Origin of the sequence: Thiorhodococcus mannitoliphagus, assembly GCF_010915725.1 — a bacterium.
Classification (GTDB): domain Bacteria; phylum Pseudomonadota; class Gammaproteobacteria; order Chromatiales; family Chromatiaceae; genus Thiorhodococcus; species Thiorhodococcus mannitoliphagus.
This window is the reverse complement of sequence record NZ_JAAIJR010000014.1, coordinates 1-26,556: the sequence shown is the minus strand read 5'-3', so window position 1 is coordinate 26,556 and position 26,556 is coordinate 1. Positions and strand designations below refer to the sequence as shown.

The following is a 26,556-nucleotide window of genomic DNA, read 5'->3' as shown; positions in this document are numbered from 1 at the left end:
GATTGAGTCGACATCGCGCGACCCCGGAAAAGGGTCAGGTCTCGCATGATGGCAAGATCAGAAAGGCGACCATGTCTCCCGTTTCACACAGGTCACGCGACCACGCCTAGGTGGCCAATTTTCGTCGCATCAAAGCGCGTTAACGAAGTCTGGGGTTATCCAATCAGGCACTTACGGCGGCGTACACAGATGGCGTCCGGAGATTTAGGTAATGCTATGTCCTGAACCAGTCCAATCGCGCACATGGGGGCAGTGATTAGATCCTAGATGCGCGGCGTGGCTAATGCCTTGATTGTAAAAAACATTAGTTCGGTCGAATATTAGAGATGGTTGGTGCGATAGCCCTGAGGTAATGTGGTAGAGCGCACCGGCAAAGATTCGATTCGGAGGAGTCTGATCAGCAGGCAGCGGCAGTTTAGGAATCAGGATGTTACAAAGCGCGGCCGGACCTGGTCTTTGCACGCCAACATTCAGGCAATCTAGCTGCTGCGTGAGACAATGGAAGTTTCCAAAGTCCTTTCTCGAGTGCCTAGTCCTCGTGACGATCCGTCTCCTCAGAGGCTGCGAAGAAACCTCCTGAGTGGCAGGGCTCGTGAAGTCGTGCTCAAGGCTTGTTTCAGCAGTTCAGATAGACGGCATAAGCCATTGTTCCATTTTTCACAAACTCTCAGGAATCGCTCGCAGGGCGATGGAGCAAAACACCCATGATTCCCGCGTTTTTCTCTGCCATGCTTCGCAGCCCCAGGCAGGTCGGCGCCGTCGCGCCCAGCGGTATCCAGCTTGCAAACGCGATGGCTTCGCAGATCGACCCTCGCTGTGAAACCATCCTGGAGCTGGGCCCCGGCACCGGTGCGATCACCGTCGCCCTCGTTCGCGGCGAGCCGACCAAGCGACGACTGGTGCTGGTGGAGAGGGACGCGCGCTTGGCGCGAGCGCTGGCCCATCGGTTTCCGAGTGTTCAGATACTCACGGGGGATGCCTCGCATCTGCATCGCGTCATCTCCTCCACGGGCATCCAGCAGTTCGACACCGTGGTCTCCAGCCTGCCATTGCTGAGCATGAGCCACTTCGCACGTGCGCGGGTCGTGATGCGGATTTTCGCGGCGCTAAGCCCGGGCGGAAAACTGGTGCAGTACACCTACTCGACAGTCTCTCCCATCTCTCGGCGTTTGGTCGAACTCCTGGACATGAAGACCGAGCGGGTCGCCGTGATCTTCAAGAATCTGCCGCCAGCCAGTGTCTGGGTCTACACATCCAATCGTCGGAGCGTCCTTGAGCTGGACGGGGATGATAGGCTTGCGGGCGTCGATACGCTCATTCCAAAGGCATCGACGCTTGTCCGGACCGAGTCTGTTGCACCTTGTTGTTCCATACCCTCGCGCACAACCTGATGCGGCCTTTCGTCTGGGTACCCGATTGGCTGGGGCCAGGAAGGTCCCGCATTGGTCTGCCCGCCGACGGGTCATACGTCTTGCGTGAGAGGTCGCGTGCGGGGCCGCACGTTACACGTTAGGGTTCTTTGGGCAGACGGAGCCTCGCTTCGTCTGACCCAATCGATCGAAAGGATGCCGGCACGGATCCATCGGCTTGGCGGTGCTCAGATGCAATGCGACATGCGACCTTCGTTGTGTCTTGGGGCCAGCAGCCTGCCAAGCATGCGGCGCAATAGGCTATCGCTCTTGCGCCCGACGCGGGTTCAGTCTTCCGGAAGCGACCTTCCCGGCGACCGGACCTAGCGGGTCACCAATGATGCGCCTCGATCAATCCGGTTCTCTCGAGCGCTTCGAGCAAATCTCTCCGTTCCCTTGCAAGCACCTTAAGTCGCCGTCTCTTGTACGGTTTGACTTTGGCGACCTCGATCACGATCGAGGCTAGCTCGGCGATTCTCGCATCTCCTGATCCGGACAGCGTCTGAAGCCGACGCACATTTTTGTCCGAGATGTGCGACTGCTTCAAGAAGCCGAAGATCTCGTCTTCCCATTCGATCGCGTTGCACTCCTCGTTCGGCCTCCTCGCGCAATCTCGGCAGACATGCGTTCGATGTCCCTCTCCGGTGAACTTCTCGTTGGCTCGCGTTCGTCCGCAAAGCCTACAGTAATGCCCCATGTTTCATTCCGCGTTTCGTTGTCCGCTTCGGCCTTGATCATCTTTTCGGCCGATCGCTTGTGCCTATCTGTAGTCAGGGCTTCTAGCCCTGAGATCGTCAGGCCAAGATGGCCTGACTACAGAGTCAGCTTTGCAGCCGCCCGGAACGATGACCAAGGCCTCCGCCTCGGCAGGTCATCGCCCATTGCGCTATTGGTCAGTAGGGGGAGCGAGAGCGAAGTCAGGCGAATCGCGCGCCGGCGCTGGTGGACACTGCGCTACGCTTGTCCACCCAGAGCTATAGAGCACGCTTGGCCGATAAGGATGACCAACGCTCAGTTGCGCCAGAGGGGAGTTCTCATCCCTGCAAAACCCGTATGCCGGACCCGACTCGCATCCCGACGTACTGACGGATGACGCTCATGTACTCTCTTCCGATCTTCGTCCTTCGCTTGGCGACGAAGCGTATAACGCCGAGGACTTTCGTGATCTCCTCGGCGCTGACTTTTTTGAGATCGATTTCTATTGCGTTATCGACAAACGCGACCCCGTTTTTCACGATCTCGCGCTCGTCGTCCGTCTTTTGATCCTTGAAGTGATATTTATCGATGAGCAGCTCCAAGATCCTGATCGCATCGTCGTCGCTCAGCGTGCTGTGGTTTTCCATGTCATAGGCGCATAGCGCGCCTTCGATCGCATTCCCATAGGTCTGAAGATCCACGTCCCGCTCCATATCGGCGGGTGAATAGGCTGGCACCTGTTCATACTTGCGTTTCGGCGCCTGGTAGAAGACGCAGCCTGAGCAGGCTTCTTCGGCTCTTGTCTCTCCGCAGCATTGGCTACAGATCAAGGCATCAGCGACGAGACACTTTCTTTTGCCTTTTCGGGAATTGCATATAGGACACTTTGCCATTTCTTTTTCCGGCTGCTTTGCTGTTCAGTAAAAAAAGTTGCCGCGCGTTGGCGCGGGCTTGAGATTACGCGGGTAGCTTTCCGCGGGTGTCGATCTTCGTTTCGGCCAGTCGTCTTCCCTAGGGTGGACAAGCGCAGCGCAGTCCACCAACGCCGACGCGGGATTCGGTGGACTTCGCTCTCGCTCGTCCACCCTACCGGGCCAACTGATGACCAAGGCTTCGTCGTCGAAGTAGCCTGTTATGACGGAAACCATGTCGCTAAATAAATCTGTCCCCTGTTCTTTCCTGTCACTGACAAGCCTCACACTCCGGATCCAAGATCGAGCAAGCACTCGGCGCCACCCCATTCCCATTCCCCTTCCCATTCGCCTTGTCTTTGTCGATCGCGATATAGCTCCCCCCAACCGCACTCAACCGATTTGCCTTGCTTGAATCCGCCATGGTCGACTTTTCCACATGGGTCGCGCCCATGGACCTCAGGTAATAGGTCGTCTTCAACCCTCTTACCCAAGCCAGCTTATAGAGATTGTCGAGTTTCTTGCCGCTCGGCTCCTGCATATAGAGATTCAAACTCTGCGCCTGGTCGAGCCATTTCTGGCGGCGGCTGCCGGCTTCGATGAGCCAGCGGGCGTCGACTTCGAAGGCGGTGGCGTAGAGCTGCTTGATCTCGTCGGGGATGCGGTCGATCTGCTGGACGGAGCCGTCGTAGTACTTGAGGTCGTTGACCATGACGGAGTCCCAGAGGCCCTGTTCCTTGAGGTCCGCGACCAGGTAGGGGTTGACGACGGTGAACTCGCCGGAGAGGTTGGATTTGACGAAGAGGTTTTGGTAGGTCGGCTCGATCGACTGGCTGACGCCGACGATGTTGCTGATGGTCGCGGTGGGGGCGATGGCCATGCAGTTGGAGTTGCGCATGCCGAGGGTGCGGACGCGCTCGCGTAGGCCGTTCCAGTCGAGGCTGGTGCTGGTGTCCATCTTCAGATAGCCGCCGCGGCCTTCCTCCAGCAGCTTGATGCTGTCGATGGGCAGGATGCCCTGGCTCCAGAGCGAGCCGTCGAAGCTGGGGTAGCGTCCGCGCTCGCCGGCCAGTTCGGAGCTGGCCTGGATGGCGTAGTAGCTCAGGTGCTCCATGCTGAGGTCCGCGAACTGGACGGCCTCCATGCTGGTGTAGGGGATGCGCAGCTTATAGAGCGCGTCCTGGAAGCCCATGATGCCGAGCCCGACCGGGCGGTGACGCAGGTTGGAGCTGCGCGCCTGGGGCACGTTGTAGAAGTTGTAGTCGATGACGTTGTCGAGCATGCGCATGGCGGTGCGCACGGTCTTCTGCAGGCGCTCGGTGTCCAGGCCCTTGTCGGTGACGTGGGCGGCCAGGTTGATGGAGCCCAGGTTACAGACGGCGATTTCGAGATCGTTGGTGTGCAAGGTGATCTCGGTGCAGAGGTTGGAGCTGTGCACCACGCCCACATGCTGGTTGGTATAGCGCAGGTTGCAGGGGTCCTTGAAGGCGATCCAGGGATGGCCGGTCTCGAACAGCATGGCGAGCATCTTGCGCCAGAGGTCGACGGCCTTGATGCGCTTGCTGACCTTCATCTCGCCGCGCTCGGCGCGCGCTTCATAGGCCAGATAGGCCTGCTCGAAGGGTTGGCCCATGAGGTCGTGCAGGTCCGGCGTCTCGTCCGGCGAGAAGAGGGTCCAGTGCTGGTCTTCGGCGACACGCTTCATGAAGAGGTCCGGCACCCAGTTGGCGGTGTTCATGTCGTGCGTGCGCCGGCGGTCGTCGCCGGTGTTCTTGCGCAGGTCGAGGAACTCTTCGACGTCGATGTGCCAGGTTTCCAGATAGGCGCAGACGGCGCCCTTGCGCTTGCCGCCGTTGTGGACCAGTGCGGCGGCGGTCATGTAGGTCTCGTCGCCCTCGACCTTGAGGTCATGCACCTGGGCGACGGGCTTGATCTCCGTGACCGCTTTGACGCGGGTGAAGATCCAGTTGCCGAGGCGAAACCAGTTGTGCTTAGTCAACGCGGGGACGCCGACCAAGTCCGCAATCTGGGGGACTGCCGGAATGCGCAGGTCGAAGGCGCGGGTGGTGCCGGTGAATGAGAGGACGGAGCCATCATCCGCTTCTGGCTCCCAGGCTCCAGCGTGGGAGCAAGTGCTGACGCTCCAGCGTCGAGTCCGGACCCGTGCCGCTGGAGCGGCCGAGACGGCGTTCCCACGCGGAGCGTGGGAGCGAGCGAGGGATGAGGGGATGCCAAGCCGGAGCAACTGATAACGCAGCCCTTCGGCGAGCGGCGCGGACGCAGAGGTGAAAGACATCTCCTTGCCGCGCGAGACGCCGCCGTCCGTCTCCAGTAGACCCTGGATCAGCGCGAGGGTTTGGTTGTGCGGCAAGTGGCTGAAGCGCCGCGCGATCCGCTTGTTGCCTTCGGTGTCGTAGAGGTCTTCATACGCAAAGGGCAGGTGCGCCTGGTCCAGGCCGACGTACTGGCCGGTCGTGGCGCAGCGGGCGAGCCCGCGACCGAGGCTCCACTTGATCTGCAGGTCGGTCTCGCCGCGGCTGTTCTCCCAGAAGTGGATGCCGCGCTCGGTGAGGTAGTTGCGAACGAAGGCTAGATGTCCGGCGTCCGCCTTGGGGTTGCCCGAGACGCCGAATTCGTAGCCGCCGCTCAGGTGCCCGTCGCCGAGCAGGATGCCGTAGAGGCGAGCGTCGTCTTCGGTCAGCCCCTCGACAGGGACCACCTCGGATGGGATGACCTGCGCGACATAGTCCCCGCGCGACAGCTGACCGGCCTCGATCCAGTCCGGCTTGAAGCGGCCGTCTTCGATCTGCCGCAGGGTCCGTTCGATGCTCTGCTCCATGGGAACGCCCTGGATCGCCCAGAAGGGATGCCCGCCGGTGACCTTGAGGTCGTTGACCGCATGCTTGACGGCGACCTGGACCATGGGCGCGTCTTTCTGGTCGTAGACGAAGTGGTCGGTGACTTCGCGATAGCGGCCGCGCTGGCCGAGCACGAGGTCGCCGACCTTGACGTCCTGGATGGCCTTGGGGCCGTCGGCGGTGAAGACGGTGGTCTCCGGGGCGAAGCATTGGTTGACGGCGACCGCCGTGTCATTCGCGACCTTCAGGAAGGGCACCACGCCCTGGCTCTTGCCGTTGGTCCCCTTGATGTGCGCGCCCATGCCGCGCACGCGGGTCCAGTCGTTGCCGAGTCCGCCGGCGAATTTGGACAGCAGGGCGTTGTCCTTGATGGCGCCGTAGATGCCTTCGAGGTCGTCCGCGACCGTGGTGAGGAAGCAGGAGCTGAGCTGCGGGCGCAGGGTGCCGGAGTTGAACAGCGTCGGCGTAGAACTCATGAAGTCGAAGCTTGAGAGCAGCTCGTAGAACTCGATCGCGCGCGCTTCGCGGTCGATCTCGTTGATGGCGAGTCCCATGGCGACGCGCATGAAAAACGCCTGCGGCAGCTCGATGCGGATGCCGTCGGCGGTGTGGATGAAGTAGCGGTCGTAGAGGGTCTGCAGGCCGAGGTAGTTGAACTGTAGATCGCGCTCGGGGCGGATGGCGGCGCCGAGTCGCTTGAGGTCGAAGCGGCTGAGCTGGCGGTCGAGGTGCTCCAGGTCGCCGGCGCGCTTGATGTAGGCGGCGAAGTAGTCGCCGTAGCGCTCGGCGAGGTCGGCCTGGGTCTCCACGCCGGCCGCGAGACCGAGGAAGCCGAGGGCTTCGCGGCGGGCGATGTCGAGCAGCAGCCGGGCGGCGACCTGGCTGTACTGCGGCTCGCGCTCGATCAGGGTGCGGGCAGACATCACCAACGCCTGACGCGCGTCGCTCTCGCGCACGCCGTCGAAGAGGTTGCGCAGGGTCTCGGTCAGGATGGCTTGGGGGTCGACGGCGTCGAGGTCGCGGCAGGCCTCGTCGACCAGCCGCGCCATGCGCTCGACGTCCAGCGGGCGCGTGCTACCGTCGGCGAGGGTGACGCTGATGGTGGGCGCCTCTTGTAGCTCGGTGCTGGCCGCGCTCTTCTCCGCGCGCTCGCGAGCACGCGCTTCTCGGTAGAGGACATAGTCGCGCGCCACCTTGTGCTCGCCGGCGCGCATCAGGGCCAGCTCGACTTGGTCCTGGATGTCTTCGATATGGACGGTGCCGCCGCCGGGAAGGCGCCGTGTCAGGGCTGCGGCCACTTGCTCCGTCAGTTCCTGTACACGATCGTGGATGCGGCTGGAGGCTGCCGCCGAGCCGCCCTCGACCGCGAGAAAAGCCTTGGTCATGGCGACCATGATCTTGTTGGGGTCGAAATGCGTGACCTTGCCATTGCGTCGGATGACTTGGACCTTGCCGGGGACATAGGCTGCAGTCTCGATGCCAGCATCCTTCTCGGCGGGGCTGGCCGGCTCGGCAGTGGGCTCCTGATGCTGGATCGGATGAGGGTTGGGCTGGCTGCTGGCGGACATGGCTCCTCCTGAAGAACGGGGCTGGGTCAGTGTTGGAAGTATTCGCACGGGTGCTGGCGATCGATGTCAATATATACGTCCATTCTGCTCAGTCAACCACAACATATTGTGAGTAAGCCTGTGTGATGCCTGTCCATTAGCTGTGGATTCTCTGTGGATAAGGCTCTGGCGAAGCGCATGCGATAAGGCGGCGAGACGGGCGGAATTTGGGTCGGAGAATTTGGGTCTGAGAACTGGGACGCTGTGGATAACGCTGGCCGCGGCTGCAACCGAGGGCGCCAGAATGGGGCGCGTCGGCAGAACTCCTCCGGTCTTCTGAGGATCCATGGTCGGCGTCGTTCGGAGGAATGCCTTGCCGATCGCGTTCCTGACTGTGCTCTGGGCGCTCCCCTAACCGCTGGCGGCCAGAATCACGCTGTTGCTCATTGCATCGGCGCACACGATAGGCGTATGAGTGATTGCGGACTGGGATGAATCCGCGTCTATAATCCGACGAAGCCCGTCTGGTATGCCGCGACGAGTCTCGGCCGGTGCTGAAACCGAAGGTCGTGCTGGGACGGTCGTGCTAGGACATCTGATGTCCGCTCAGCGACGACCTTGTGCCAAGCGATAACAAAGATCGATAAACTGGAGGATTGCTGGATGAAAGTGCGCGATGCGATGAGCCGTTCGGTTCGTTCGATCAAGCCGGACACCAAGATCGTGGAGGTGGCTTCCCTCATGTGTCTCTACCGCTTTCATGGCCTGCCGGTCGTGGACGCTGAGGACCATTTGCTTGGCGTCATTGCCGAGAAGGACGTGCTCCACTGCCTTTTTCCCAAGCTCGAGGACTTGATGTCCGAGGGCATGCACTCGGTCGATCTCGACAAGGAGATGGCGCGCTACGGCGAGGTTCTTGACCTCACGGCCGAGGACTTGATGACGAAGAAGCCGGTTTCGGTCGATCCCGACATGCACCTGCTGCGGGCGGCAACCATCATGGTCCGGCACAGCTTCAGGCGCATGCCGGTTGCCGAGGATGGGAAGCTGATTGGGATGCTGAGTTTGGGTGACGTCCACAAGGCGATCTTCCATGCCAACCTGACGGGGTCGCTGAAGGCGGTGCGCGACTAGGAGGCGGCCGTTCTCGGGCGGGTCTGCCCGCCCGAGGGCTCGCGAATCAAGATCCGGGTCAGGCCGGATTGTCGATGTGCGCGTGACGCACTAGCCTGCCCGTACCGCGACCTTGGCTGCTGGGACCCCCGCGTCCTGAGATCGCCGCAGAAGCGGGATGCATGATGAGGCCGCGGCGGTTTGACGCTGCCGCACGTCCGCTGCCAGTCAGTGCGGTCATGAAGTCTCGGTCGCGTGAAGATCCTTGATGCTTTGATTTAGCCTCTTTGATTCAGCCCCTTTAAGATTCAGCCCCTAAGGATCGACGCCCCTGTTCGATCCGCTGGGGAGCGGAGGTTGTGATGTTTCGACTGCTCTCCCTGTCGTGCGCTTTGCTCGCGCTCATGCAAGTGCCTGCGACGATTGTCTTGGCTGCCGGCCAGGACGTGGCCGCAGCGGAGTACGCTGAGGCGATGGCTCTGACCCCAGATGTCGACAATGGTCGGCAGGTCTATCTCACTTGCGCCGTTTGTCACCGTCCGGAAGGCTGGGGGACCATTGATGGGACTTACCCGCAGATCGCCGGGCAGCTGCAGCCCGTTATCGTCAAGCAGCTGACCGACATCCGCGCGCACAGGCGGGAGAATCCCTTGATGCTGCCTTTCTCGGGGCGGCGCATCCTGGGCGGCACCCAGCAGATTGCGGATGTCTCTGCCTATGTCGCTCAGTTGCCGATGTCGCCACGCAATGGTGTTGGCCCAGGCATCGACCTGGAACTCGGTCGGCAGGTCTACATTGATAACTGCGCTGGATGTCACGGTGCAGCGGGGGAGGGGGACTCGGAAGAGGTCGTGCCCGCGATCGCCGGGCAGCATTACCCCTATCTTGTGCGCCAGTTCGAAGCGATACGAACCGGGCGGCGCAATAACGCCAATGCGGACATCGCCGAGCACGTCGCGCAGTATCGGCAGCGCGACGCGGCGGCAATGCTCGACTACGCAGCGCGGCTGCGTCCGCCCGCAGCGAAGATGGCGACCGAAGGTTGGCTGAATCCCGATTTTCCCGCCTACGTGCGCGAGCCGATGGGGCTTCCCCCCTTCCCGCCAGCGCCGCCGATTCCAGCACTGCCTTAGCCGGCCGGAAAGCATTCCCCTGCGGCTGCCGGGGGCTGAGCTGGAGCAGGCTGCGCGACCCGGCAGCAGTTGCGTCCGTCTTGCTTGGCACGGTAGAGGGCCTGATCGGCGCGTTGAATCACGGCGTCTAGCGGCTCGAGCTGCGCGCGCAGCGCGACGCCGAGGCTGACTGTGAGCTTGAGCGAAACGCCCGATTCCAGGCTGCAGCCACGCTGCTCGATAAGGGAGCGCAAACGCTCGGCGTGCATGATCGCACCCTTTTGATTGGCGCCGAGCGAGAAGAGCACGAACTCTTCGCCGCCGAGGCGCACGAGCACGTCGGTCTCCCGGCTCGCCATCCGCATCAGCTCGGCGATCTGCTTGAGTGCTTGATCGCCGGCCGCGTGCCCATGCCTGTCGTTGATCGACTTGAAGTGGTCGATGTCGAGCATGATGGCGGCGAAACCGGCGTGCGGATCACGGTCATGGATGCGACATTGGCGCTTCATGACGTCTTGCATGTAGAGCCGATTGCAGAGGCCGGTCAGGGAGTCGTGAATGGATCTCTGATAGGCCTCCTCGCGCTTGCTGTCGATGGAGCGATAGATCACCTCGCGCTCCAGGGCGACCTGGAGCGGCATGGTGATCTGCTGGATGACCTGCTCGTCCTCGCGGGTGAGTTCGTCGATCTGAGTCAGTTGGAGGAGTGCCACCGCTTCGACGACGTGCGTTTGCGGCGAGATAAGCGGCAGCGTCAGGACGAGCGTGCCGTCCGGGCTCGGATGGGTGCAAAAGCTGCCTAGCCGAATGCTGTGCGCCTTGAGCTGCGGATGCTCGTGGTGGAGCCTGAGCCATTCCTTGTGGTCGATACCGATGAGTCGGGCGATGCCTTCAGGGATGGGGTCCCTTACCCCGGAGAATTGGTTCTCGGGGCTGAGCGTCAAGACCGTGCCGTCTTCGAGCCTGGTGTAGTAATCGATACGCTCGACCGGCAGGCCTCGGCTCACGACATGGAGCAGCCGGGCGGCGATATCGCGAAAGTCGCGGTAGAGGAGCATCGTTTGGGTGATCTCGCGCAGCGTCGTATTGAGCCGCGAGAGGCGTTGGATGTCCGTATTCTCCTTGGCATGGAGGTAAATACCGCAATCCAGGTGGCTGAGCTGCTCCACCATGAAGGGCACCAGGTGCTCCGGGATGATGGAGCCATGCTGAGGGGCGATGACCTTGACCTCGTGCTCGGCAATCTTCGTCAAGGCGAAGTCCAGGATGTCTGGACTCGGGATGTAGTGCTCGTGGAAGGGGCGCATCGACTCGAAGTAGGACTCGTCTTCGGCCAAGAGTCTTGGCTGCTCGGTGAAGCCTCCGAAGAGATCGCTGGAGAAGAGCACACCCGTGCTCTTGTCAAAGGTGCAAATGGCTCCGGGAAAGTGGGCGTAGGGCGTGAAGATGAAGGCAAGCTCGCGGTCCTCGAGCTGGAGACGCCAGTCGTTCTTGTCTACCAGCCAGAAGGGGGTGCGGATGCCATAATGCTTGAGCAGCGTCTGCGTTCGCCAGTGCGTGACCACGACGGCGTCGGGGCGGTCGATGAGGGCGTCTAGCGTTGGCAGGGAGGCGGCGATGTCTGGGTCTTGGTGCTGGCAGATGAAGTAGCGGATAGCGGTGAAGGGGATGACTTCTTCGATCTTTTCGCGTGTGTGCGCGAATGTCAGCAGGGAGCCTGGGTCGATGAGAACGGATTGGTCTCCTTGCTCGATGAGGTAGACGTGGCACTGGAAGATGTCATCCTCCAGCAGGTGTCCAACCCACCAGATGCGTGGCCCGATTTCGACGGCATGCCGGGTGTCGGCGTGTTGCAGATGGGCGAGCTGGGTGTCGAATGCGCTCATCCTAGATCCGGCGCTTGGAACCGCGGAGACGCCTCACCCAGAAGGGGTGCCTTGATGCTGGTACAGGGCATTGAAAGCCTTTGTGGTCTGCGCGCTCTTCTTGGTCTGCGCGCTCTTTGTGGTTCAACGGATCTTTTCGGGTTCATGGTTCTCTCCGTCCACCTTGTCGGTGCCGCAGATCTCGATGGGGACGACGTCCGCTGATGCCTTCCCTGTCGGCGATTCGTGCGGGCTCGGCTCCATCCATTCGGGACGGCACGCCTCGGCGTCGATCTGTTACTCGGCGCGAAGCGCGCTATTGGCCCGCCAGCTCGGCCGCAGCGGACTCGATGACTCGCGTCTCGGTGAGCGGGTAGGCGGGAATCTGGAGCCGCTGCAGCCTTGCTTGGTAGGCGGTGCAGTATTCGTTATGGAAGGTCAGGAAGAGCGGATGTGCAGCGACCTCCTGGACCTCTTGGACGAAGGAGAGGTAGTTTCGCGTTTGGCTCATATGATAGCTCGACGGCTCGTCTTGCAGGCGAAATCGCTCCACGCGCGCGTCCCAGAGCGGATAGACGGCGGGGCTTGAGAGGTGCAGGACCTTGGCCGCGCCGATCAGCGAGCCGAGGCAGTCAGCGATCGGCTCGATCACCTCGGCGGCGATCAGCGGGGCCTCTCCGCTTGCCATCGCAAGCGATGCCGCCGCGTGCTCCAGTTGGCTCATGTCCAGGTGCAGGGGGCTCGGCATCCAGGCATAGACCAGGCTGGCGCTGCGCAGCAAGGTCTCGATGGCGTCGGCCCCAGGGATGCGCGCCGTTGCAAGCAGAATGGGATAGGTTCGCAGGAAGGCGGCTTCGCGGGCATTGCTTCGATGCCCGCTGGCACGCACGAGGTCGACGGCGCTGTAGAGGAGTTCGATATTCATGGTCGAGGACCCTATTGTCTGCACCCGGCTGGTTTCGCCGGCTGCAGCTGAGCGGGGAGCAGCCTCTCTCGGCTGGACGCTATGATGATCCTGCTGAGTCGCGTCGCAGGCCAAGAGTCACTGTCGCGAATTGCTTAGTCGGTCAACCTTTGCCTTCGGTTCCGCCCAGACTGAAAGATTACTGGCCCGTCAGGTCGGTGATCTTGGCCGCTGTGCGGGAGCTAGGTTGTTGAGTGTAATCATAGTGCTTAACCTGACGACGGATATTGCGCTGGATGATGACGCCGAGGACCGACCAGGCTAGACCCTCGAGCTCGATGTCCGGATAGAGCGCGTTGAGCGCGACCAGGCGCTCTTTGCCGGCCGCGTCCCGTGCATACTGGCGGAACCAGCGCACGCCCTCGACATCCGCGAAGACGAACGCATGATTCGGGCACTGGTCCGTGGGCTCGATGATGACGATACAGCGGTCGGGAAACTCCGGCTCCATCTCGTTACCGAGCACCTGGAGTGCATAAGGCTCGTGGAGGCTGCAGCCGGAGCCCGCCAGTTCTAATTCGCTCATGATAGGTCCTCGCTAGCTTCGCTTCACTGGGGCGTCGCCTAATTGAAGGGGTTGCGCTGTGAAGGGGTTTGCGCTGGGGTTAGGGCGACAGGGCAAAAGCTCAAGATGATCGCACCCGCTCGGCGGCGGGCCAAGCCGAGCTGCGCAAACGTCCTGTCCATTGTCCGTGCTGGGCAGGTGGATATCTGCGATGATGAAAAATTGACGCTTTGCGCGGAAGACCTGCCCCAATGTGAGAAGGCGATGACTGGCCTGTGGGCGGCTTGTCCGCGAGCTGGGCCTGGTGGGGCCGACTTTTGCGAGTGCGCTCGCCTCCTCTTTGGGTACATATCTTCGGAAGCAGTCTCGGCGACCGAGTCACAGTAGGGCATGAAGACACAAGGCCAAATGAATCGAGTCTTTGCGACCGAGCGGATCCATGGGGACCGTCGGGATTGGCATAATCTGCGCGGCATGCTGCCCTTTCTTTGGGAGTTTCGCGGGCGCGCCGCGCTGGCGCTGGGGTGCCTCATCCTCGCCAAGGTGGCGAATGTCGGTGTGCCTCTGATCCTCAAGGACATCGTCGACGCCTTTCAGCATGTCGAGGCGCAGACGCTGATCCTGCCGTTCAGTCTCTTGCTCGCCTACGGCGCGCTCAAGCTCAGCGCCTCGCTCTTCAATGAGCTGCGCGACGTGGTCTTCGCGCGGGTGCGCTATCGGGCCATGCGGCGCCTGTCGACGCGCGTGCTGGAGCATCTGCACCGGCTCTCGCTGCGCTACCACCTGGAGCGCCAGAGCGGGGCCATCAGCCGTGACCTGGAGCGCGGCACGCGTTCGGTCTCGACCATCATGAACTATCTGGTGTTCAGCGTGATGCCAGTGGTGGTCGAGTTCTCGCTGGTCGGCATCATCATGATCGGGCGTTATTCGCCTTACTTCGCCTTGGTGACCTTCGGCACGGTCGTCGTCTACTTCGCCTTTACCTTCGCCATCACCGAGTGGCGCATGGAATACCGGCACCGTATGAACAGGCTGGACTCGGAGGCCAACAGCCAGGCCTTCGACAGTTTGATGAACTACGAGACGGTCAAGTACTTCGGCAACGAGCCCATGGAACTCAAGCGCTACGACGGGACGCTGGAGGAATGGGAGGAGATGGCGGTCAAGAGTCAGACCTCCATGTCGCTGCTGAACTTCGGTCAAGGCGCCATCATCGCCATCGGCGTCACCGGCATCATGGCCCTCGCGTCCGAGGGCGTCGTGTCTGGCGCCATGAGCGTGGGCGACCTGGTCCTGGTCAACGCCCTGATGCTGCAGCTCTTCATCCCTCTGGGTTTTCTCGGCATCGTTTACCGCCAGATCAAGTACGCCCTGGCGGACATGGACCTGGTCTTCAAGCTGCTGGAGCGCGAGCCGGAGATCGTCGATCGCCCCGACGCCAAGCCGCTGCGGCTGAGTGAGGGTGGCATCCGGTTCGAGCAGGTCGATTTCCACTACCAGCCGGAGCGCAAGATCCTTCACGGCCTGGAGTTTGCGATCGAGCCCGGCCAGAAGATCGCGGTCGTCGGCCACAGCGGTGCCGGCAAGTCGACCCTGGCGCGTCTGCTCTTCCGCTTCTATGACGTGACGGGCGGGCGCATCCTGATCGACGGTCAGGATCTGCGCGACCTGACGCAGGCGAGCCTGCGCGCCGCCATCGGTATCGTTCCCCAAGATACGGTGCTCTTCAACGACAGCATCCGCTTCAACCTGGCCTATGGACGGCCTGGCGCGACCTTTCAGGAGATCGAGCGCGCGGCGGAGATGGCGCATATCCGCGCCTTCATCGAAAGCCTGCCGGACGGATGGGAGACGGTCGTCGGCGAGCGCGGGCTCAAGCTCTCCGGCGGCGAGAAGCAGCGCGTCGCCATCGCGCGCGCCATCCTCAAACGCCCGCGCATCCTCATCTTCGACGAGGCGACCTCCTCGCTCGACAGTCACACCGAGCAGGCGATTCAGCAGACGCTGTCCGAGGTCGCCGAGGACCACACGACCCTGGTGATCGCGCACCGCCTCTCGACCGTGGTTGACGCCGACCGCATCCTGGTGATGGAACAGGGGCGCATTCGCGAGCAGGGCACGCATCGCGCGCTGCTGGAGGCAGGCGGGCACTATGCGTCTATGTGGGAGCTGCAGAAGCGCGAAGGCGTCGAGGCGCTGCCCTAGCAGCAACCTTGGGTGCGCCGGCAGATCGACCAGTTGTCCCCGATCAGGGCGCACGGCTACCATGGGTCGGCACGACCAACTCCAGAAGACCGCTTTCAGCGGTCCACCCACCGAAGAGGACAGCTCGATGATGATCCGTTTCACTGCCGCATTGGCGGCCCTGACCTGCTCGTCCGCGGTTTCCGCTGCGACCTTCATGGATGCCGATTGGGCGTCGGCAGCCTGCTCGGCGTGGAACAGCACGCCGGCCCTCACCAATGATCTCGGCGGCGATGCCTGGGCCGGGAACGACGCTGGACGCGGCTACAAGGTCATCCAGCTCTATCGCGCCAAGTGCGGCGCTGGGTCGAAGGTCGAGCTGGAGATCCGCAACAAGGACGGCAAGGCGCATTGCGAGCGCGGCGGTGCGGTGCAGCACGCGACCCTGGATCCCAAGGTGGACTACCTCATGTACGCCTCGGACGAGGATTGGGACTGCATGGGCAAGGGCAGTTTCGGATGTGGCGCCATGGGCGCCATGATGACCGGGAAGCTCAAGTTCCAAGGACCCAAAGGTGAGGCGATGGGCGTCATGGGTCCCTTCGACAACTTTCTTCTCCTGACCGGCAAGGTTCCTGGGGAAACGGCTGCCTGCCCGAAGTAAGGCACCTTGCCTCTTCCCAGCGTTGTCCGGTCCGGCTGGGCGCTGGGGCGAGGCCAGCGGGCTTCACCCGGCGGGTGAGTTGCGGGAGCCCTCCATCTTTCGTTGCGATCAGTGCGTTGCATGCAGCAGGCAGCGGTCGGCTGCTGGATCTAGGTTGAAGACTGACTGGGCCTTATGATGGTCGTCATCTTGGCCCAACGCATCGCGCACCTTCGACCCAAATGACCCTCTTCGCCCCACGTCTCCGACTGGACCCGGATCAACGCTCGGAGGTCGCGCGCGTCCGTGACCTCTTGCGCGAGTCGCGACTGATGGTGCCCCTGCTCACCATTGTCGTTGCCCTTGCGCTTTCCGTTGTGTTCCTCCTGGCTGACTCTGACGCGCCGGGGCCGGGCGGTTTCGCACGGCTGAGCCTGGTCTCTCTGCTGCTCGCCGCAGCCGCGGGCTTTTTCGCTTGGGCCAGGCTGCGTGCGCAGCTGCTCATTCCCCTGGTGCGTCTCGAGCACTCGCTGACGCGTGTCTGCCAGGGCGAGCCGGGTGCGAGCGATACCCTGTCCAACGTGGGCGTGCTGGGGCCAATCGCACAGGATATCCGCAGCCTGAACGAAGAACTCACAGACCTCTACGAGGACATGGACAACCGCGTGGCGCGCCAGACCAGGCGGTTGGCCCAGAAGACCGCGTCGCTCAAGATTCTCTACGACGTGGCGGCTGGTATCCATCAGACCGAGAGTGTCGAGGAGCTGCTGCTGCGGTTCCTGCGCGTGCTCAAGGAGATGATCAACGGCCGTGCCGCGACGGTGCGCTTGGTGATGCCGGATGGCACGCGCCGCTTGGTTGGCTCCATCGGACTCGATGACGGCTTGGTGCGTGAGCAGGACATGACGCCCGTGGACCTCTGTATCTGCGGCAGCGTGTTGGCGCCAGGGGATATCCTCTGCGACAACGATGCCCGCTATTGCTCGCGCATCTATGGCCGGCGCATGTTCGCCAGCTCCGAGATGGAGGTCGTGACCGTGCCTTTGGAGCATCGCGATGAGCTGCTCGGCGTCTACAGCATCTTCGTCGATCGGCCCGGCTTGAAGTCCCGCGAGGACATCATGGATCTGCTCTTCACCGTCGGGCACCACCTGGGGGTGGCGATCGCCAAGCAGAGATCCGATGCCGAGGCGCATCGCGCGTCCATCTTGGAGGAGCGTAACGCGCTGGCCCATGAGCTGCACGACTCGCTGGCCCAGACGCTCGCCAGCCTGCGCTTTCAGTGCCGCATGCTGGGCGATTCACTGGCCGGCAGCCCCATCCCGCCCGAGGCCCGCAACGATCTCAGCCGCATCCGCAATGCCCTGGACGAGGCCCACACCGAGCTGCGCGAGCTGCTAAGCAGTTTCCGCGCCCCGCTGGATCGGCGCGGCTTGGTTCCAGCGCTCGAGAAGCTGACCAAGCGTCTGGGGCAGGAGACGGGTGCCCATGTGCTCTTTCAGAACGACTGTCGGCCCTTCGAGCTGTCCGCAACCGAGGAGCTTCAGCTCCTGCGCATCGCCCAAGAGTCCCTTGCCAACGTCCGCAAGCATGCCAAAGCACATACCGTGCGGGTTCTGCTGACGCGCGAGGCGGGCGGTCAACATGTGCTGCTGATCGAGGACGATGGGGTTGGGTTCAGCGCCCCGGCCGACGGCGCTCAGCCCGGTGAGCGCATCGGGCTCTCAATCCTGGAAGAGCGCGCGCGCCGCATCGGCGCCGAGCTGCGCATCGAGAGTGAGCCCGGCGAGGGGACGCGGGTCGAGGTCATGTTCGAGGTCAATCGGCGCCCGCCGCGCCCATCGCTGGAGGCTGCCTGATGCGCGTACTCTTGATCGACGACCATGCACTCTTCCGGTTCGGGCTCCAGGAACTGCTGGAGCGCCGTGGGATCCAGGTGGTCGCCGCCGTGGGCGACGCCACCGCTGGTGTTCAGAAGGTCGCCGAGACGCGTCCTGACGCGGTGCTGCTGGACATGCGGATGCCGCAGCTCTCCGGGCTCGACCTGCTGCGGGAGCTGCGTGCCGCTGACCAGACCATGCCGATCGCGATGCTCACGACCAGCGCGGAGGAGCGTGACGTCATCGATTCCCTTCAGGGCGGCGCCCAGGGCTATCTGCTCAAGGACATGGAGCCAGATGCCTTGATCGCCGCGCTCGGCGAGATCGTGCAGGGCAAGACGGTCGTCGCGCCCGAGTTGGCCATCGTGCTCGCCAAGGCGGTCCAGGGTGAGGCTAAGGTGGCACAGCCGCAGAACGGCGCCACCGACCTGACGCCGCGCGAGCAAGAGATCCTCTGCCACCTTGCTGAAGGGCAAAGCAACAAGGCCATCGCGCGCCGATTGGGGATCTCGGACGGTACCGTCAAACTGCATGTGAAGGCGATCCTCCGCAAGCTGGAGGTGCACTCGCGCGTGGAGGCGGCGGTGATCGCGGTGGAGCGCGGGCTGTGCGAGCGCGCCGTGACCCGTGACCCTGGCCTGCCGAGCTAGCGGCCGCCTGTTACCTCGGGTTGAGGTACGGACATCCAATGATTCCGAGTCTCGCACTGCGGATTTTGAATGCGCGGGCTTGCATGGTCGGGCTATGGTCTTCAGCTCAGCAGTGTTTAGGCGCGTATCGGTCAACCGAGATCGCAGCTTCGCAGAATCACAGAGGAGATGTTGCACCCGTGAAGAACTTCTTAGAGCTTATCAAGAACTGCCTCACTGACATCCGAGAGATCATGCCCTGGGATCTCGAGGAGCGGCTGGAAGAGAATCCCGACCTGCTCATCGTCGACGTGCGCGAGCCAGGGGAGTTTGCCGCCATGCACATTCAGGGATCATTGAACGTGCCGCGCGGTATTCTGGAGTCTGCCTGCGAGTGGGACTATGAGGAGACGGTGCCCGAGCTGGTGCGGGCGCGCGAGCGCGAGGTGGTGGTGGTCTGCCGCTCAGGCTACCGCAGCGTCTTGGCGGCCCATTCGATGAATGTTCTGGGGTACAAGGATGTCGTCTCGCTCCAGACCGGGCTGCGTGGCTGGAAGGATTACGAGCAGCCGCTCGTCGATGCGGAGGGGAGGTCGGTTGATCTCGATGATGCGGATGTCTACTTCACGCCACGCCTGCGCTCGGAGCAGATGCGTCCGAGTGCTGGCTGACCAGCAGTTCTCTGCCGTCGGCGTCAGTCCTCTTAGGCGATTGCCCGACTGGCTCCTGGATGGGGCGTTGTGGCATTGATCGGGCTAGCTGCTCGCCTCAGGATTTGCGCGACCACCGGCCAATGCCTGCAATTCCCGCCAGGCTGGACGCGAAGAGCCAGACTGCGCTCGGGATCGGCACCGCGACGCGGTCGTCAAGGCCGCCGAGTTGCTTCGGAGAGGTCAAGATACTGTCCATGTCCGCCACGAAGTTCAGGCTTTGTCCTGCACTGAAGAAGCTGGTCTCACTGAACTCGAGCGTCAAGGTGTTGTAGAGATCTCCGAGGGCGCGTTGATTACCGATTGCGACCTGATCCGAGTAGGTCACCGCAAGCCCTTGGCGCTGACCCTCGAGCGCGAAGGCCCCACCCGCCTTGGAGCCGGCCGTTCCGCTTCCGTCCTGGTCGGTCACATCGACATCGAAGACCGAGCGGCCTGGAGCAGCATTGAGGACGAGCCTGGCGATGGATGGCGCCCTGTCGGTGGAGCTGGTGCTCGGTGCGTCCATGCTGAGGGTCCAAGCGGACCGAAAGGTGTCTCCCGACTGCGTCAGTGACCAGCCGGAGCCCATGACCCCGCCGGATGCGGCGTCGCTACTGGCCCAGCTCAGGCTTTCGGATGCCCCGTTCGAGAAGAAGGCCGTCACCTCGAGGCCCTCGATCATGGCGCCCGTTGTCCGATATTCCGTGATCGCACGGGCCTCATGGGTGATTCCGGGCTCGTAGCGGATCGAGATCGCAAAGGCGTTTCCGACCAAGCCAGGCGAGAAGGCCAGGACCAAGATGAGTGCGAAGCGTCTAGTGCTCATGTAATTACTTGCTCGTCGATTCCCTGAGTCCGCTTGCCGCATCATTTAAGACACGATGGTTTTCGCGCTGTGTGGTCATCTCGCGAATCCGTCGTAGAGGCAAGCGTTTCATTGCCCGGGCCGCGGGCATCGGCTGCTCGTTACTGCAATCTATAATGCAGCTTGCGTGCCTCGATCGAAACAAGGGCACGGCTGATCTGGGCGATTCCTAATTCGCTCTGTAAATTAGCCTTCCTAACTAAAAGAAAACTAAGGGCTGAGTACTCTGACAATTCACCTTGTCAATGCCTTGAGTGATGGCGTCGCCAGTTCTTGATTTTACCGCTGATCGGAAAAGCGATACCGTTGATCAGTATTGAAAAATGCCTTGTCACACTTGCGATTCGTCACTTTCGTCGCAGGTTTGCGACAGGGGCTTGTGACAATGCAAAGCCGGGTTGCTCCTGCATCCTTGATCCTAGCATACACGCCGATATGCGCACGTCTGGCTCGCTCTTGAGACGAATCAAGCTGGCGCTTGAGCAGGTGGAGGGGTCGGAAGGGGGGGCGGAACCCTTGGGTCTAGAATCCTTAAGAGGGCGCAGAATGCTTGCAGATGAGTCAAATTTCGATGAAGCCTCCGACCATCCAAGGCCGTCGGTATCGGTATCGGTATCGGTATCGGGATCGGGATCGGTATCGGTATCGAACCGACGATAGCGATCCCGATGGCATGACTCGTCGGTCTCAGGCGAAGCCTCGCTAGACAAGGGCCTCGCGATACCAGCGGCCGTCTCTGTAAGCCAGGGCTTCGGCGGTAGCTTCGTGCCACTGCGCAAGGACGTGCCGATGCAATAACTCGCCGCCGAGATCGATGCTGTGATCACCGGGCCGGTGTGTGTGACCGTGAACCAAGCGGTTCGCTGCGTAGCGGCGCAGATAACGGACGACGGTGTTTTGGTTGACGTCCATGATGTGCTCGGCCTTTGCCGAGGTTGCGGCGCCGCTCTTACGTCTGTAGTTCGCAGCAAGGGCCCGCCGGCTCGCCAGCGATTTGCGGCGGAACAGCCAGATGACGAGGGGGTTGCGGATGCGACGCCGGAATCGCTGATAGGGGATGTCGTCGCTACAGAGCAGGTCACCGTGCATCAGCAGGACGCGCTCACCGCCGAGTTCGAGCGCGGTCGGATCCTTGAGCAGTTGGCAGTGCGTTTCGCGGCAGAAGGTTCGGCCGATGAGAAAGTCCCGGTTGCCGTGCATGAGCGCGCAGTGCGTGCCCGCCTCGACAAGCCGACGGAGGGCGGCACGAACCTCGATGTAGGCCGGCGCGTCGTCATCGTCACCGATCCAGGTCTCGAAGAGGTCGCCAAGGATGAAGAGCCGCTCTGCCTGACGGGCCCGTTCGCCGAGAAAGCGCAGCAGCAGTTCGATGGTCGCGGGCCGTTCTGGTGCGAGATGGAGGTCGGAGATGAAGAGGGATTCGCCCGATGAGCGCGTCATGACTGCTCCTTCACGGGCGATTTGGGCGTGCGCTTGCGCAGGGTGCCTGGGTCGCGCGCGGCGGCCGGTTCCCTGCGCGCCTTGGGTCAATCCTCACTGACATCCATCCAGCCCTGCAGCGCGGCGACCAAGGCTTGGGCCTGTGCTCGGCTGGAGATGTTGAACTTGGATTGCTGGCGATACTCGCCACTGCGCTTCTGATAGCGGCGGATGGTGTAGCGCTCCGGGCCGTATTCGGCCTTTGCGCGATCCCAGTCCTGATAGCGGAAGAGGATGGTGGTCCAGCTTCCCTTGGATAGGATGACCTTGTCGAGTTCCTTCGTGGTTTCGATGCCGTCTTCCGTATAGCTTACGGTCAAGTCTTCGATCCGCTCCGTCATTGTGGCTTCCTCTGTGTCTCAGGTGATAATGCAGCGTCGGATGCGCCATTGCGCTTGAGCAGTTCGACGATGTTGCGGCCGTCGTCATGCGACTGCTTCGCTTGCTTCAGGGCCAGCGTCAAGGGCCTCTGACCGTCGCGATCTGGCTGGTTGACGTCGGCTCCGAGTGTGATCAAACGTGCCAGGGTGTCCAGGTGGCCCCTGGCGATGGCGAGGTGCAGCAGGGTATCACCGGCGTCGTCGACTTGGGACAGGCTCGCGCCGCGACGCAGCAAAAACTGGAAACTGTCGCGGTCGGAAACGCCGGCTTGGACCAGCTCCGCGAGCATCGCCTGCGGGTTGATCGAGGTGCCTTCGCTCAGCAGCATGTCGGCGACCTGGGTCTTGCCATTGCCCAAGGCGACGCGCAGTGCGCTCTCGCCGGCCGCGTTGCGGGTCTCTGGGTCAGCGCCATGCTCGACCAAGGCGCGGGCGATCCTGACGCGGCCGTCGTGGGCCGCGACGTGCAGCGGATAATTACCGTCGATGTCTGGCTGGTTGATATCGGTTTTCCAGTAGAGGTGCCGCATCACCTGGTTCAGATCGCCCGAATGCACGGCGCGATAGAGGCTCAAGGTGGGAGGCTCTGGTTCGGTGCAGGCCGCAATCAAGGCGGCGACCGCGAGAAGAAAAACGAGTATTGGGCGATACATAGGCATGAGCCCTTTGCGACCGTCTCCTTTGCGACTGTCTCGGTAGAGGCCCGCGATGGTAATTCCGGTGCTTGTGGCCTCGCAACCCGGCGCTGTCTGCCGGCACGCGTTGCGCTTCCTTTTTGTGCCGTCTGCTCTTGTGCCGCCTCGCCGCCCGAGCCCTGGGCGTCTCTGAGGACAGCCTCTACCGAGGAAGGTGGGAATTGGGATGATCGGAAAACTGGCCTTGACTCTATTGGTGCTCTTTGGCGCCTATGCCGTTCTGCGCGCGCGCTGGCGCTCGGAGCGTGTCGCGCGCGGCCTCGAACCGCCGTCTGCTCCGCTTCTGCCGCGCGGCGCTGCCCGGTTGGCCGCCGCAGTGGTCTTGGCCATCATGGCGGGAGGCAGCGTCCTGGTGATGCTGCAAGGCTGGCTCGAGACGCGTGAGGTCGTTCAGGTCCAAGTGGTGAACGCCAACACGGGTGAGGTGATCACCTACCGTGCCCATCGCGGCGACGTGGGTGGTCGCCAAATCCAGACCCTGGACGGCCGCCAGGTTCGGCTCGCAGATGTCGAGCGCATGATCATTTTGCCGGTGGACAGCCCTGCTGCTCCCTGATCGACCCTCGAATCCTCGAGGGCGCAAAATGCTTGCAGATGAGTCAAATTTCGATGAGGCGTCCGACCATTCAAGGCCATCGGTATCGGTATCGAACCGACGATCCCGATCCCGATGGCATGACGCGTCGGTCTGAGGCGAAGCCCCGCTAGTGCTCTTTCGGGCCATAGATCTCGCCGCCGTGCCGCGCATAGTCGCGCAGCAGCGCGCTCGCCTCCTGTCGCAAGATGTCCCTAGTGACCTCAATGCCGCGCTCGGCGTAACCCCGTTGCCAGTCCGAGGGCTTGTGGCCCTCGTCGAAGCCGATCGCGCGGGCGTCGGCGTCGCGCGCCGCGCAGACCAAACGCTCGACTCCGGACCAAGGGATGGCGCCGAGACACATGGCACAGGGCTCCGCGCTGCTGTAGATGACGCAGCCGCCGGGGACGGCCTGACTCAAATCGTAGTGTCCAAGCCGTTGCTGGGCGCTGGCGATTGCCACCATCTCTGCGTGGGCGATCGAACAGTGTGAGGCGACGACCAGATTGACGCCGACGGAGATCAGCTCGCCGCTCTGCGCATCGAACAAGGCCGCGCCGAAGGGGCCGCCCGTTCCGGCGCGGATGTGGGCGCGTGTTAGATCCAAGACCAGCTGCATCCGCTGCGCGTCTCCGCTCAGCCTTGACTCCCGTGCGTCGAGGAAGCCCTCAACCCATTCTGGTACGACAATCTCGATCTTTCTCACCCCAATGCCCTCCTACGCGCGCTTGTTTCTCAAGATTTCGGTTCCAGATTCTCGACACAGATCAACGCGACGGCGGCTCTGACCTCAACTCAGGGTTGGCCGGCCGCCAGAGAACTCAGACCACCCAACGGAGGGCTCAATGTATAAATCACTACTGCCGCTGGCTCTACTTGCAAGTCTCGTATCCGCGCCAACGCTTGCCGACTGGTCGCTAGACCCTGCTCGGTCGGCGGTCACCTACGTCACGATCAAGGCCAAGGATGTCGCTGAGAACAATAGTTTTACCGAGATGCAGGGCTCCATCGACAGCAGCGGTCAAGCAGAGGTTTCCCTCATGCTCGACAGTGTCGAGACTCTGGTGCCGATTCGCAACGAGCGCATGCGCGAGATCCTCTTCCAGACCACGGACTACAAAGAGGCAACGCTCACCGCCAAGGTGGATCCCGAGGCGATCACGGCTCTCGGTGTCGGCGAAATGACTCAAATTGCCGCCGAGGGCAACCTGACCCTCCACGGCAAGACCCAGCCCATGACCTTGTCCATTCGGGTCGCGAAGCTCGATGACGCGACCCTCTTGGTGGCAACAACCAAGCCATTGCTCGTGGACGCGGCCAAGTTCGGCCTCGGCGACGGTGTCGAGAAGCTCCGCGAGATTGCCGGCCTCGATAGCATCAGCGACGCCGTACCTGTCACCTTCGTGGTGACCTTCGTGAGCACGCCGGCCGCCGCACAATGATGAGCTGCGGGCGGGCGCAGGCTTGTCTTAGCATCGCTCCTCTGCTGACGGATGACGCGCCTAAGCCCGAGGACGCTCACGGATCGAGCGTCCTAAAATCCTTGAGGGCGCAAAATGCTTGCAGACGAGTCAAATTTCGATGAAGCGTCCGATCATCCAAGGCCGTCGGGATCGGGATCGAACCGACGGTAGCGATCCCGATTCCGATAGCCATCCCGATGGCATGACGCGTCGGTCTGAGGCGAAGCCTCGCTAGTGGTTTAGAGGGTTTAGAACGCAAGCGCGCACCCCAGGACTTAAGTCGGTATCATCGCGCATCGGTATCCGTGCTAACTGCCGAGGGGAGGCAAATGGGCTGATGCTCCAAGCAGCCTGGCGTTTCAAGGCGTCTTCAGAGTCGGGCCGACCAGATCTGCTCGATAAAAACTGCGCGCGTGCGGCGGGCAAGCGTGCGATCTGTGCTCTGAGCAGCGATCCAAGTGCGGTCATGGCCGGACCGGCTGGCCTGCCTCATCGCGGTCACCTGCGAGGACGCTCATGACCTCCAAGGTGAGTGACGTCCTGCGTTACTGCCCCAATCTGCCCTCCTTGCCAGGGGTCGTGGTTCGCATCGTGGAGATGGGCCGCGATCCGGACGTGAACATCGGCGCCCTGGCCGGCTTGTTGGCGAAGGATCCCGCACTTTCGAGCCGTATGCTCCGTGTCTGCAATTCCCCGCTCTATGGCCAGCGTCGGACCACGACCAATCTGCATCAGGCCGTGATGCTTCTGGGGCTCAATTCCACCATGACCATGGCGCTGAGCTTCACGCTGTCGGACCTTTTTGGCGCCGCAAAGGCCCAAAAGAGCGCCTTGGAGCGCGTTTGGAAGCGGTCGATCGTCACTGCCTTGGCGGCCCGAAAGATTGGCGAGCGTGCGGGGCTGGGCTCGCTCGACGAACTTTATCTCGGCGGTTTGCTGCAGGATCTCGGTATCTTGGCCCTCTATGCGGCCGTGCCAGACCGCTACCTCCCCTTGCTCGAGCAGTACGACGATCATCAAAGCTTTGTGCGTCTCGAGCGCGATGCCCTCGGTTACGATCATGGCGAAGCTGGCACTTGGCTGATGCAGCATTGGGGGATGCCGGAGCGTCTTGCGATGACGGCACTGGCCGTGCACAGCCCGGATAGCGATGCGCTGGATGACGAGCAGAAGCAGTTCGTATATCCGGTGGCGGTCGGTGCTCAGCTCGCCGATTTCGTCCTGTCCGAGGGCTCGGCGGATGCTATGGAATCGGCGGCCAGTTCTGCCAGCGATTGGCTCGGCTTGGCCCCGGACAGCTTGGCGTCGTTGGTGGAAGATGTCGTGACTGACTTACCCGAGGTGGGCGCACTCTTCGAGCTGGAGGTCGTCTCACAAGCCATGGCGTTCGGGCTCGCCGATCAGGCTCGCGAGATCCTCGCGACACGCAATCTGCGGCTCATCCAGCAGGCGACGGAGCACCACCAGCGCTTCATCGAGATGGAGCAGGCCGCTGAGTTGCTGCAGAAGGCCGCCATCCACGACGCCTTGACCGGGCTGCACAACCGGCGTCATTTCGATCAGATCCTGGACATCGAATTCGGCCTCGCGATCGACAACGCCTGGCCGCTGACCCTGGGCTTCATCGACCTCGACCATTTCAAACAGGTCAACGATACCGAGGGCCACCTGATCGGTGACGCCGTGCTGGTCAAGGTCGCTGGCGTGCTGAAGAAGAACCTGCGCGAGCGCGACTACATCATGCGCTACGGCGGTGAGGAGTTCGTGGTGCTCCTGCCAGGCCATGGGCTGGAGGGTGCTCTCAAGGTCTTCGAGCGGCTCAGGGCTGCCGTTGAGCAGACCTTGCACCTTGGTGAGTCCGGCGGGCGCTTCCATGTCACCACCTCGATCGGGATCGCCGCGCACATGGATGGTGAGTGCCGCTTGGAGGATTCGATCGATCTGGTCCGCGCCGCCGATCGCGCCCTCTATGACGCTAAGCGCTTGGGCCGAAACCGGATTGTTGTCGCTGCTTAGGTGATTTCCGAATAACAGTTTACCCGGTTAAGATGGGATTTACTCAACAGACTGACCCTATCGAGTCCGACCATGT

The 26,556-nt window shown here is 62.3% G+C and carries 21 protein-coding genes; 11 read left to right on the top strand and 10 right to left on the bottom strand.

Annotated elements, in window-relative coordinates; all coding sequences use genetic code 11:
* Positions 1–704 precede the first annotated feature (704 nt).
* Entirely contained in the window at positions 705–1,391 is a 687-nt protein-coding gene (locus tag G3480_RS05195) for a class I SAM-dependent methyltransferase (RefSeq protein ID WP_164652612.1), read from the top strand.
* Between the two features lie 1,052 nt (positions 1,392–2,443).
* Here the strand turns inward: G3480_RS05195 and G3480_RS05190 are convergent.
* Entirely contained in the window at positions 2,444–2,806 is a 363-nt protein-coding gene (locus G3480_RS05190; protein WP_164652611.1) for a hypothetical protein, read from the bottom strand.
* Positions 2,807–3,287: 481 nt separating this feature from the next.
* A complete protein-coding gene (locus G3480_RS05185) occupies positions 3,288–7,442 on the bottom strand; it encodes a ribonucleoside-diphosphate reductase subunit alpha (RefSeq protein ID WP_206171505.1) in 4,155 nt (1,384 codons plus the stop codon).
* A 642-nt stretch (positions 7,443–8,084) separates the two neighbouring features.
* On the opposite strand from G3480_RS05185, the gene G3480_RS05180 reads away from it, so the two are divergent.
* On the top strand, positions 8,085–8,555 hold the full coding sequence (locus G3480_RS05180) for a CBS domain-containing protein (protein WP_164652610.1): 471 nt from the start codon (positions 8,085–8,087) through the stop codon (positions 8,553–8,555).
* A 341-nt stretch (positions 8,556–8,896) separates the two neighbouring features.
* Entirely contained in the window at positions 8,897–9,667 is a 771-nt protein-coding gene (locus tag G3480_RS05175; protein ID WP_164652609.1) for a c-type cytochrome, read from the top strand.
* Here G3480_RS05175 and G3480_RS05170 read toward each other — a convergent pair.
* The 3 genes from G3480_RS05170 to G3480_RS05160 all read right to left on the bottom strand — a co-directional run bounded on the left by G3480_RS05170 (position 9,664) and on the right by G3480_RS05160 (position 13,001).
* A complete protein-coding gene (locus G3480_RS05170) occupies positions 9,664–11,532 on the bottom strand; it encodes an oxygen-binding di-iron domain-containing protein (protein WP_164652608.1) in 1,869 nt (622 codons plus the stop codon). The two genes, G3480_RS05175 and G3480_RS05170, sit on opposite strands and share 4 nt — an antisense overlap.
* A 295-nt stretch (positions 11,533–11,827) precedes the next feature.
* The gene (locus tag G3480_RS05165; protein WP_164652607.1) at positions 11,828–12,436 is read right to left on the bottom strand and encodes a hypothetical protein; all 609 of its coding nucleotides are present in this window, start codon (positions 12,434–12,436) and stop codon (positions 11,828–11,830) included.
* 178 nt (positions 12,437–12,614) lie between these two features.
* Positions 12,615–13,001, bottom strand: a complete 387-nt coding sequence (locus tag G3480_RS05160) for a S24 family peptidase (protein WP_164652606.1) — start codon at positions 12,999–13,001, stop codon at positions 12,615–12,617.
* Between the two features lie 387 nt (positions 13,002–13,388).
* Here G3480_RS05160 and G3480_RS05155 point away from each other — a divergent pair, with 387 nt between their 5' ends.
* The 5 genes from G3480_RS05155 (at position 13,389) to G3480_RS05135 (ending at position 18,987) form a co-directional block, all read left to right on the top strand.
* Complete coding sequence (locus tag G3480_RS05155; RefSeq protein ID WP_164652605.1) at positions 13,389–15,185, top strand: ABCB family ABC transporter ATP-binding protein/permease; 1,797 nt, start codon at positions 13,389–13,391, stop codon at positions 15,183–15,185.
* 127 nt (positions 15,186–15,312) lie between these two features.
* On the top strand, positions 15,313–15,828 hold the full coding sequence (locus G3480_RS05150) for an SCP2 sterol-binding domain-containing protein (RefSeq protein WP_206171504.1): 516 nt from the start codon (positions 15,313–15,315) through the stop codon (positions 15,826–15,828).
* A gap of 221 nt (positions 15,829–16,049) precedes the next feature.
* Positions 16,050–17,666: a histidine kinase gene (locus G3480_RS05145; protein ID WP_164652604.1), complete on the top strand. Its 1,617-nt coding sequence runs from the start codon at positions 16,050–16,052 to the stop codon at positions 17,664–17,666.
* The gene (locus G3480_RS05140; RefSeq protein ID WP_164652603.1) at positions 17,666–18,337 is read left to right on the top strand and encodes a response regulator; all 672 of its coding nucleotides are present in this window, start codon (positions 17,666–17,668) and stop codon (positions 18,335–18,337) included. The genes G3480_RS05145 and G3480_RS05140 overlap by 1 nt, the downstream gene beginning before the upstream one ends.
* 179 nt (positions 18,338–18,516) lie before the next feature.
* Positions 18,517–18,987 (top strand): rhodanese-like domain-containing protein, encoded by a 471-nt coding sequence (locus tag G3480_RS05135; protein WP_164652602.1) that lies wholly within the window; start codon positions 18,517–18,519, stop codon positions 18,985–18,987.
* 97 nt (positions 18,988–19,084) lie between these two features.
* Here G3480_RS05135 and G3480_RS05130 read toward each other — a convergent pair whose 3' ends face one another.
* The 4 genes from G3480_RS05130 to G3480_RS05115 all read right to left on the bottom strand — a co-directional run bounded on the left by G3480_RS05130 (position 19,085) and on the right by G3480_RS05115 (position 22,307).
* Positions 19,085–19,834 (bottom strand): hypothetical protein, encoded by a 750-nt coding sequence (locus tag G3480_RS05130; RefSeq protein WP_164652601.1) that lies wholly within the window; start codon positions 19,832–19,834, stop codon positions 19,085–19,087.
* Between the two features lie 741 nt (positions 19,835–20,575).
* Positions 20,576–21,313, bottom strand: coding sequence for a UDP-2,3-diacylglucosamine diphosphatase (locus G3480_RS05125; protein ID WP_164652600.1), 738 nt, complete (start codon positions 21,311–21,313; stop codon positions 20,576–20,578).
* Between the two features lie 86 nt (positions 21,314–21,399).
* Entirely contained in the window at positions 21,400–21,693 is a 294-nt protein-coding gene (locus G3480_RS05120) for a hypothetical protein (RefSeq protein ID WP_164652599.1), read from the bottom strand.
* Positions 21,690–22,307 carry an ankyrin repeat domain-containing protein gene (locus G3480_RS05115; protein WP_240905598.1) on the bottom strand — a complete coding sequence of 206 codons (618 nt, stop codon included), beginning with the start codon at positions 22,305–22,307 and terminating at the stop codon, positions 21,690–21,692. The genes G3480_RS05120 and G3480_RS05115 overlap by 4 nt, the downstream gene beginning before the upstream one ends.
* A 286-nt stretch (positions 22,308–22,593) precedes the next feature.
* On the opposite strand from G3480_RS05115, the gene G3480_RS05110 reads away from it, so the two are divergent.
* Positions 22,594–22,983 carry a hypothetical protein gene (locus G3480_RS05110; protein ID WP_164652597.1) on the top strand — a complete coding sequence of 130 codons (390 nt, stop codon included), beginning with the start codon at positions 22,594–22,596 and terminating at the stop codon, positions 22,981–22,983.
* 148 nt (positions 22,984–23,131) lie between these two features.
* Here the strand turns inward: G3480_RS05110 and G3480_RS05105 are convergent, their stop codons facing one another.
* Entirely contained in the window at positions 23,132–23,707 is a 576-nt protein-coding gene (locus G3480_RS05105; RefSeq protein ID WP_338114066.1) for a nucleoside deaminase, read from the bottom strand.
* A gap of 139 nt (positions 23,708–23,846) precedes the next feature.
* Here G3480_RS05105 and G3480_RS05100 point away from each other — a divergent pair, with 139 nt between their 5' ends.
* Both G3480_RS05100 and G3480_RS05095 read left to right on the top strand, forming a co-directional pair.
* On the top strand, positions 23,847–24,443 hold the full coding sequence (locus G3480_RS05100; RefSeq protein WP_164652596.1) for a YceI family protein: 597 nt from the start codon (positions 23,847–23,849) through the stop codon (positions 24,441–24,443).
* 537 nt (positions 24,444–24,980) lie between these two features.
* Positions 24,981–26,480, top strand: a complete 1,500-nt coding sequence (locus G3480_RS05095; protein ID WP_164652595.1) for a GGDEF domain-containing protein — start codon at positions 24,981–24,983, stop codon at positions 26,478–26,480.
* Positions 26,481–26,556: the final 76 nt, after the last annotated feature.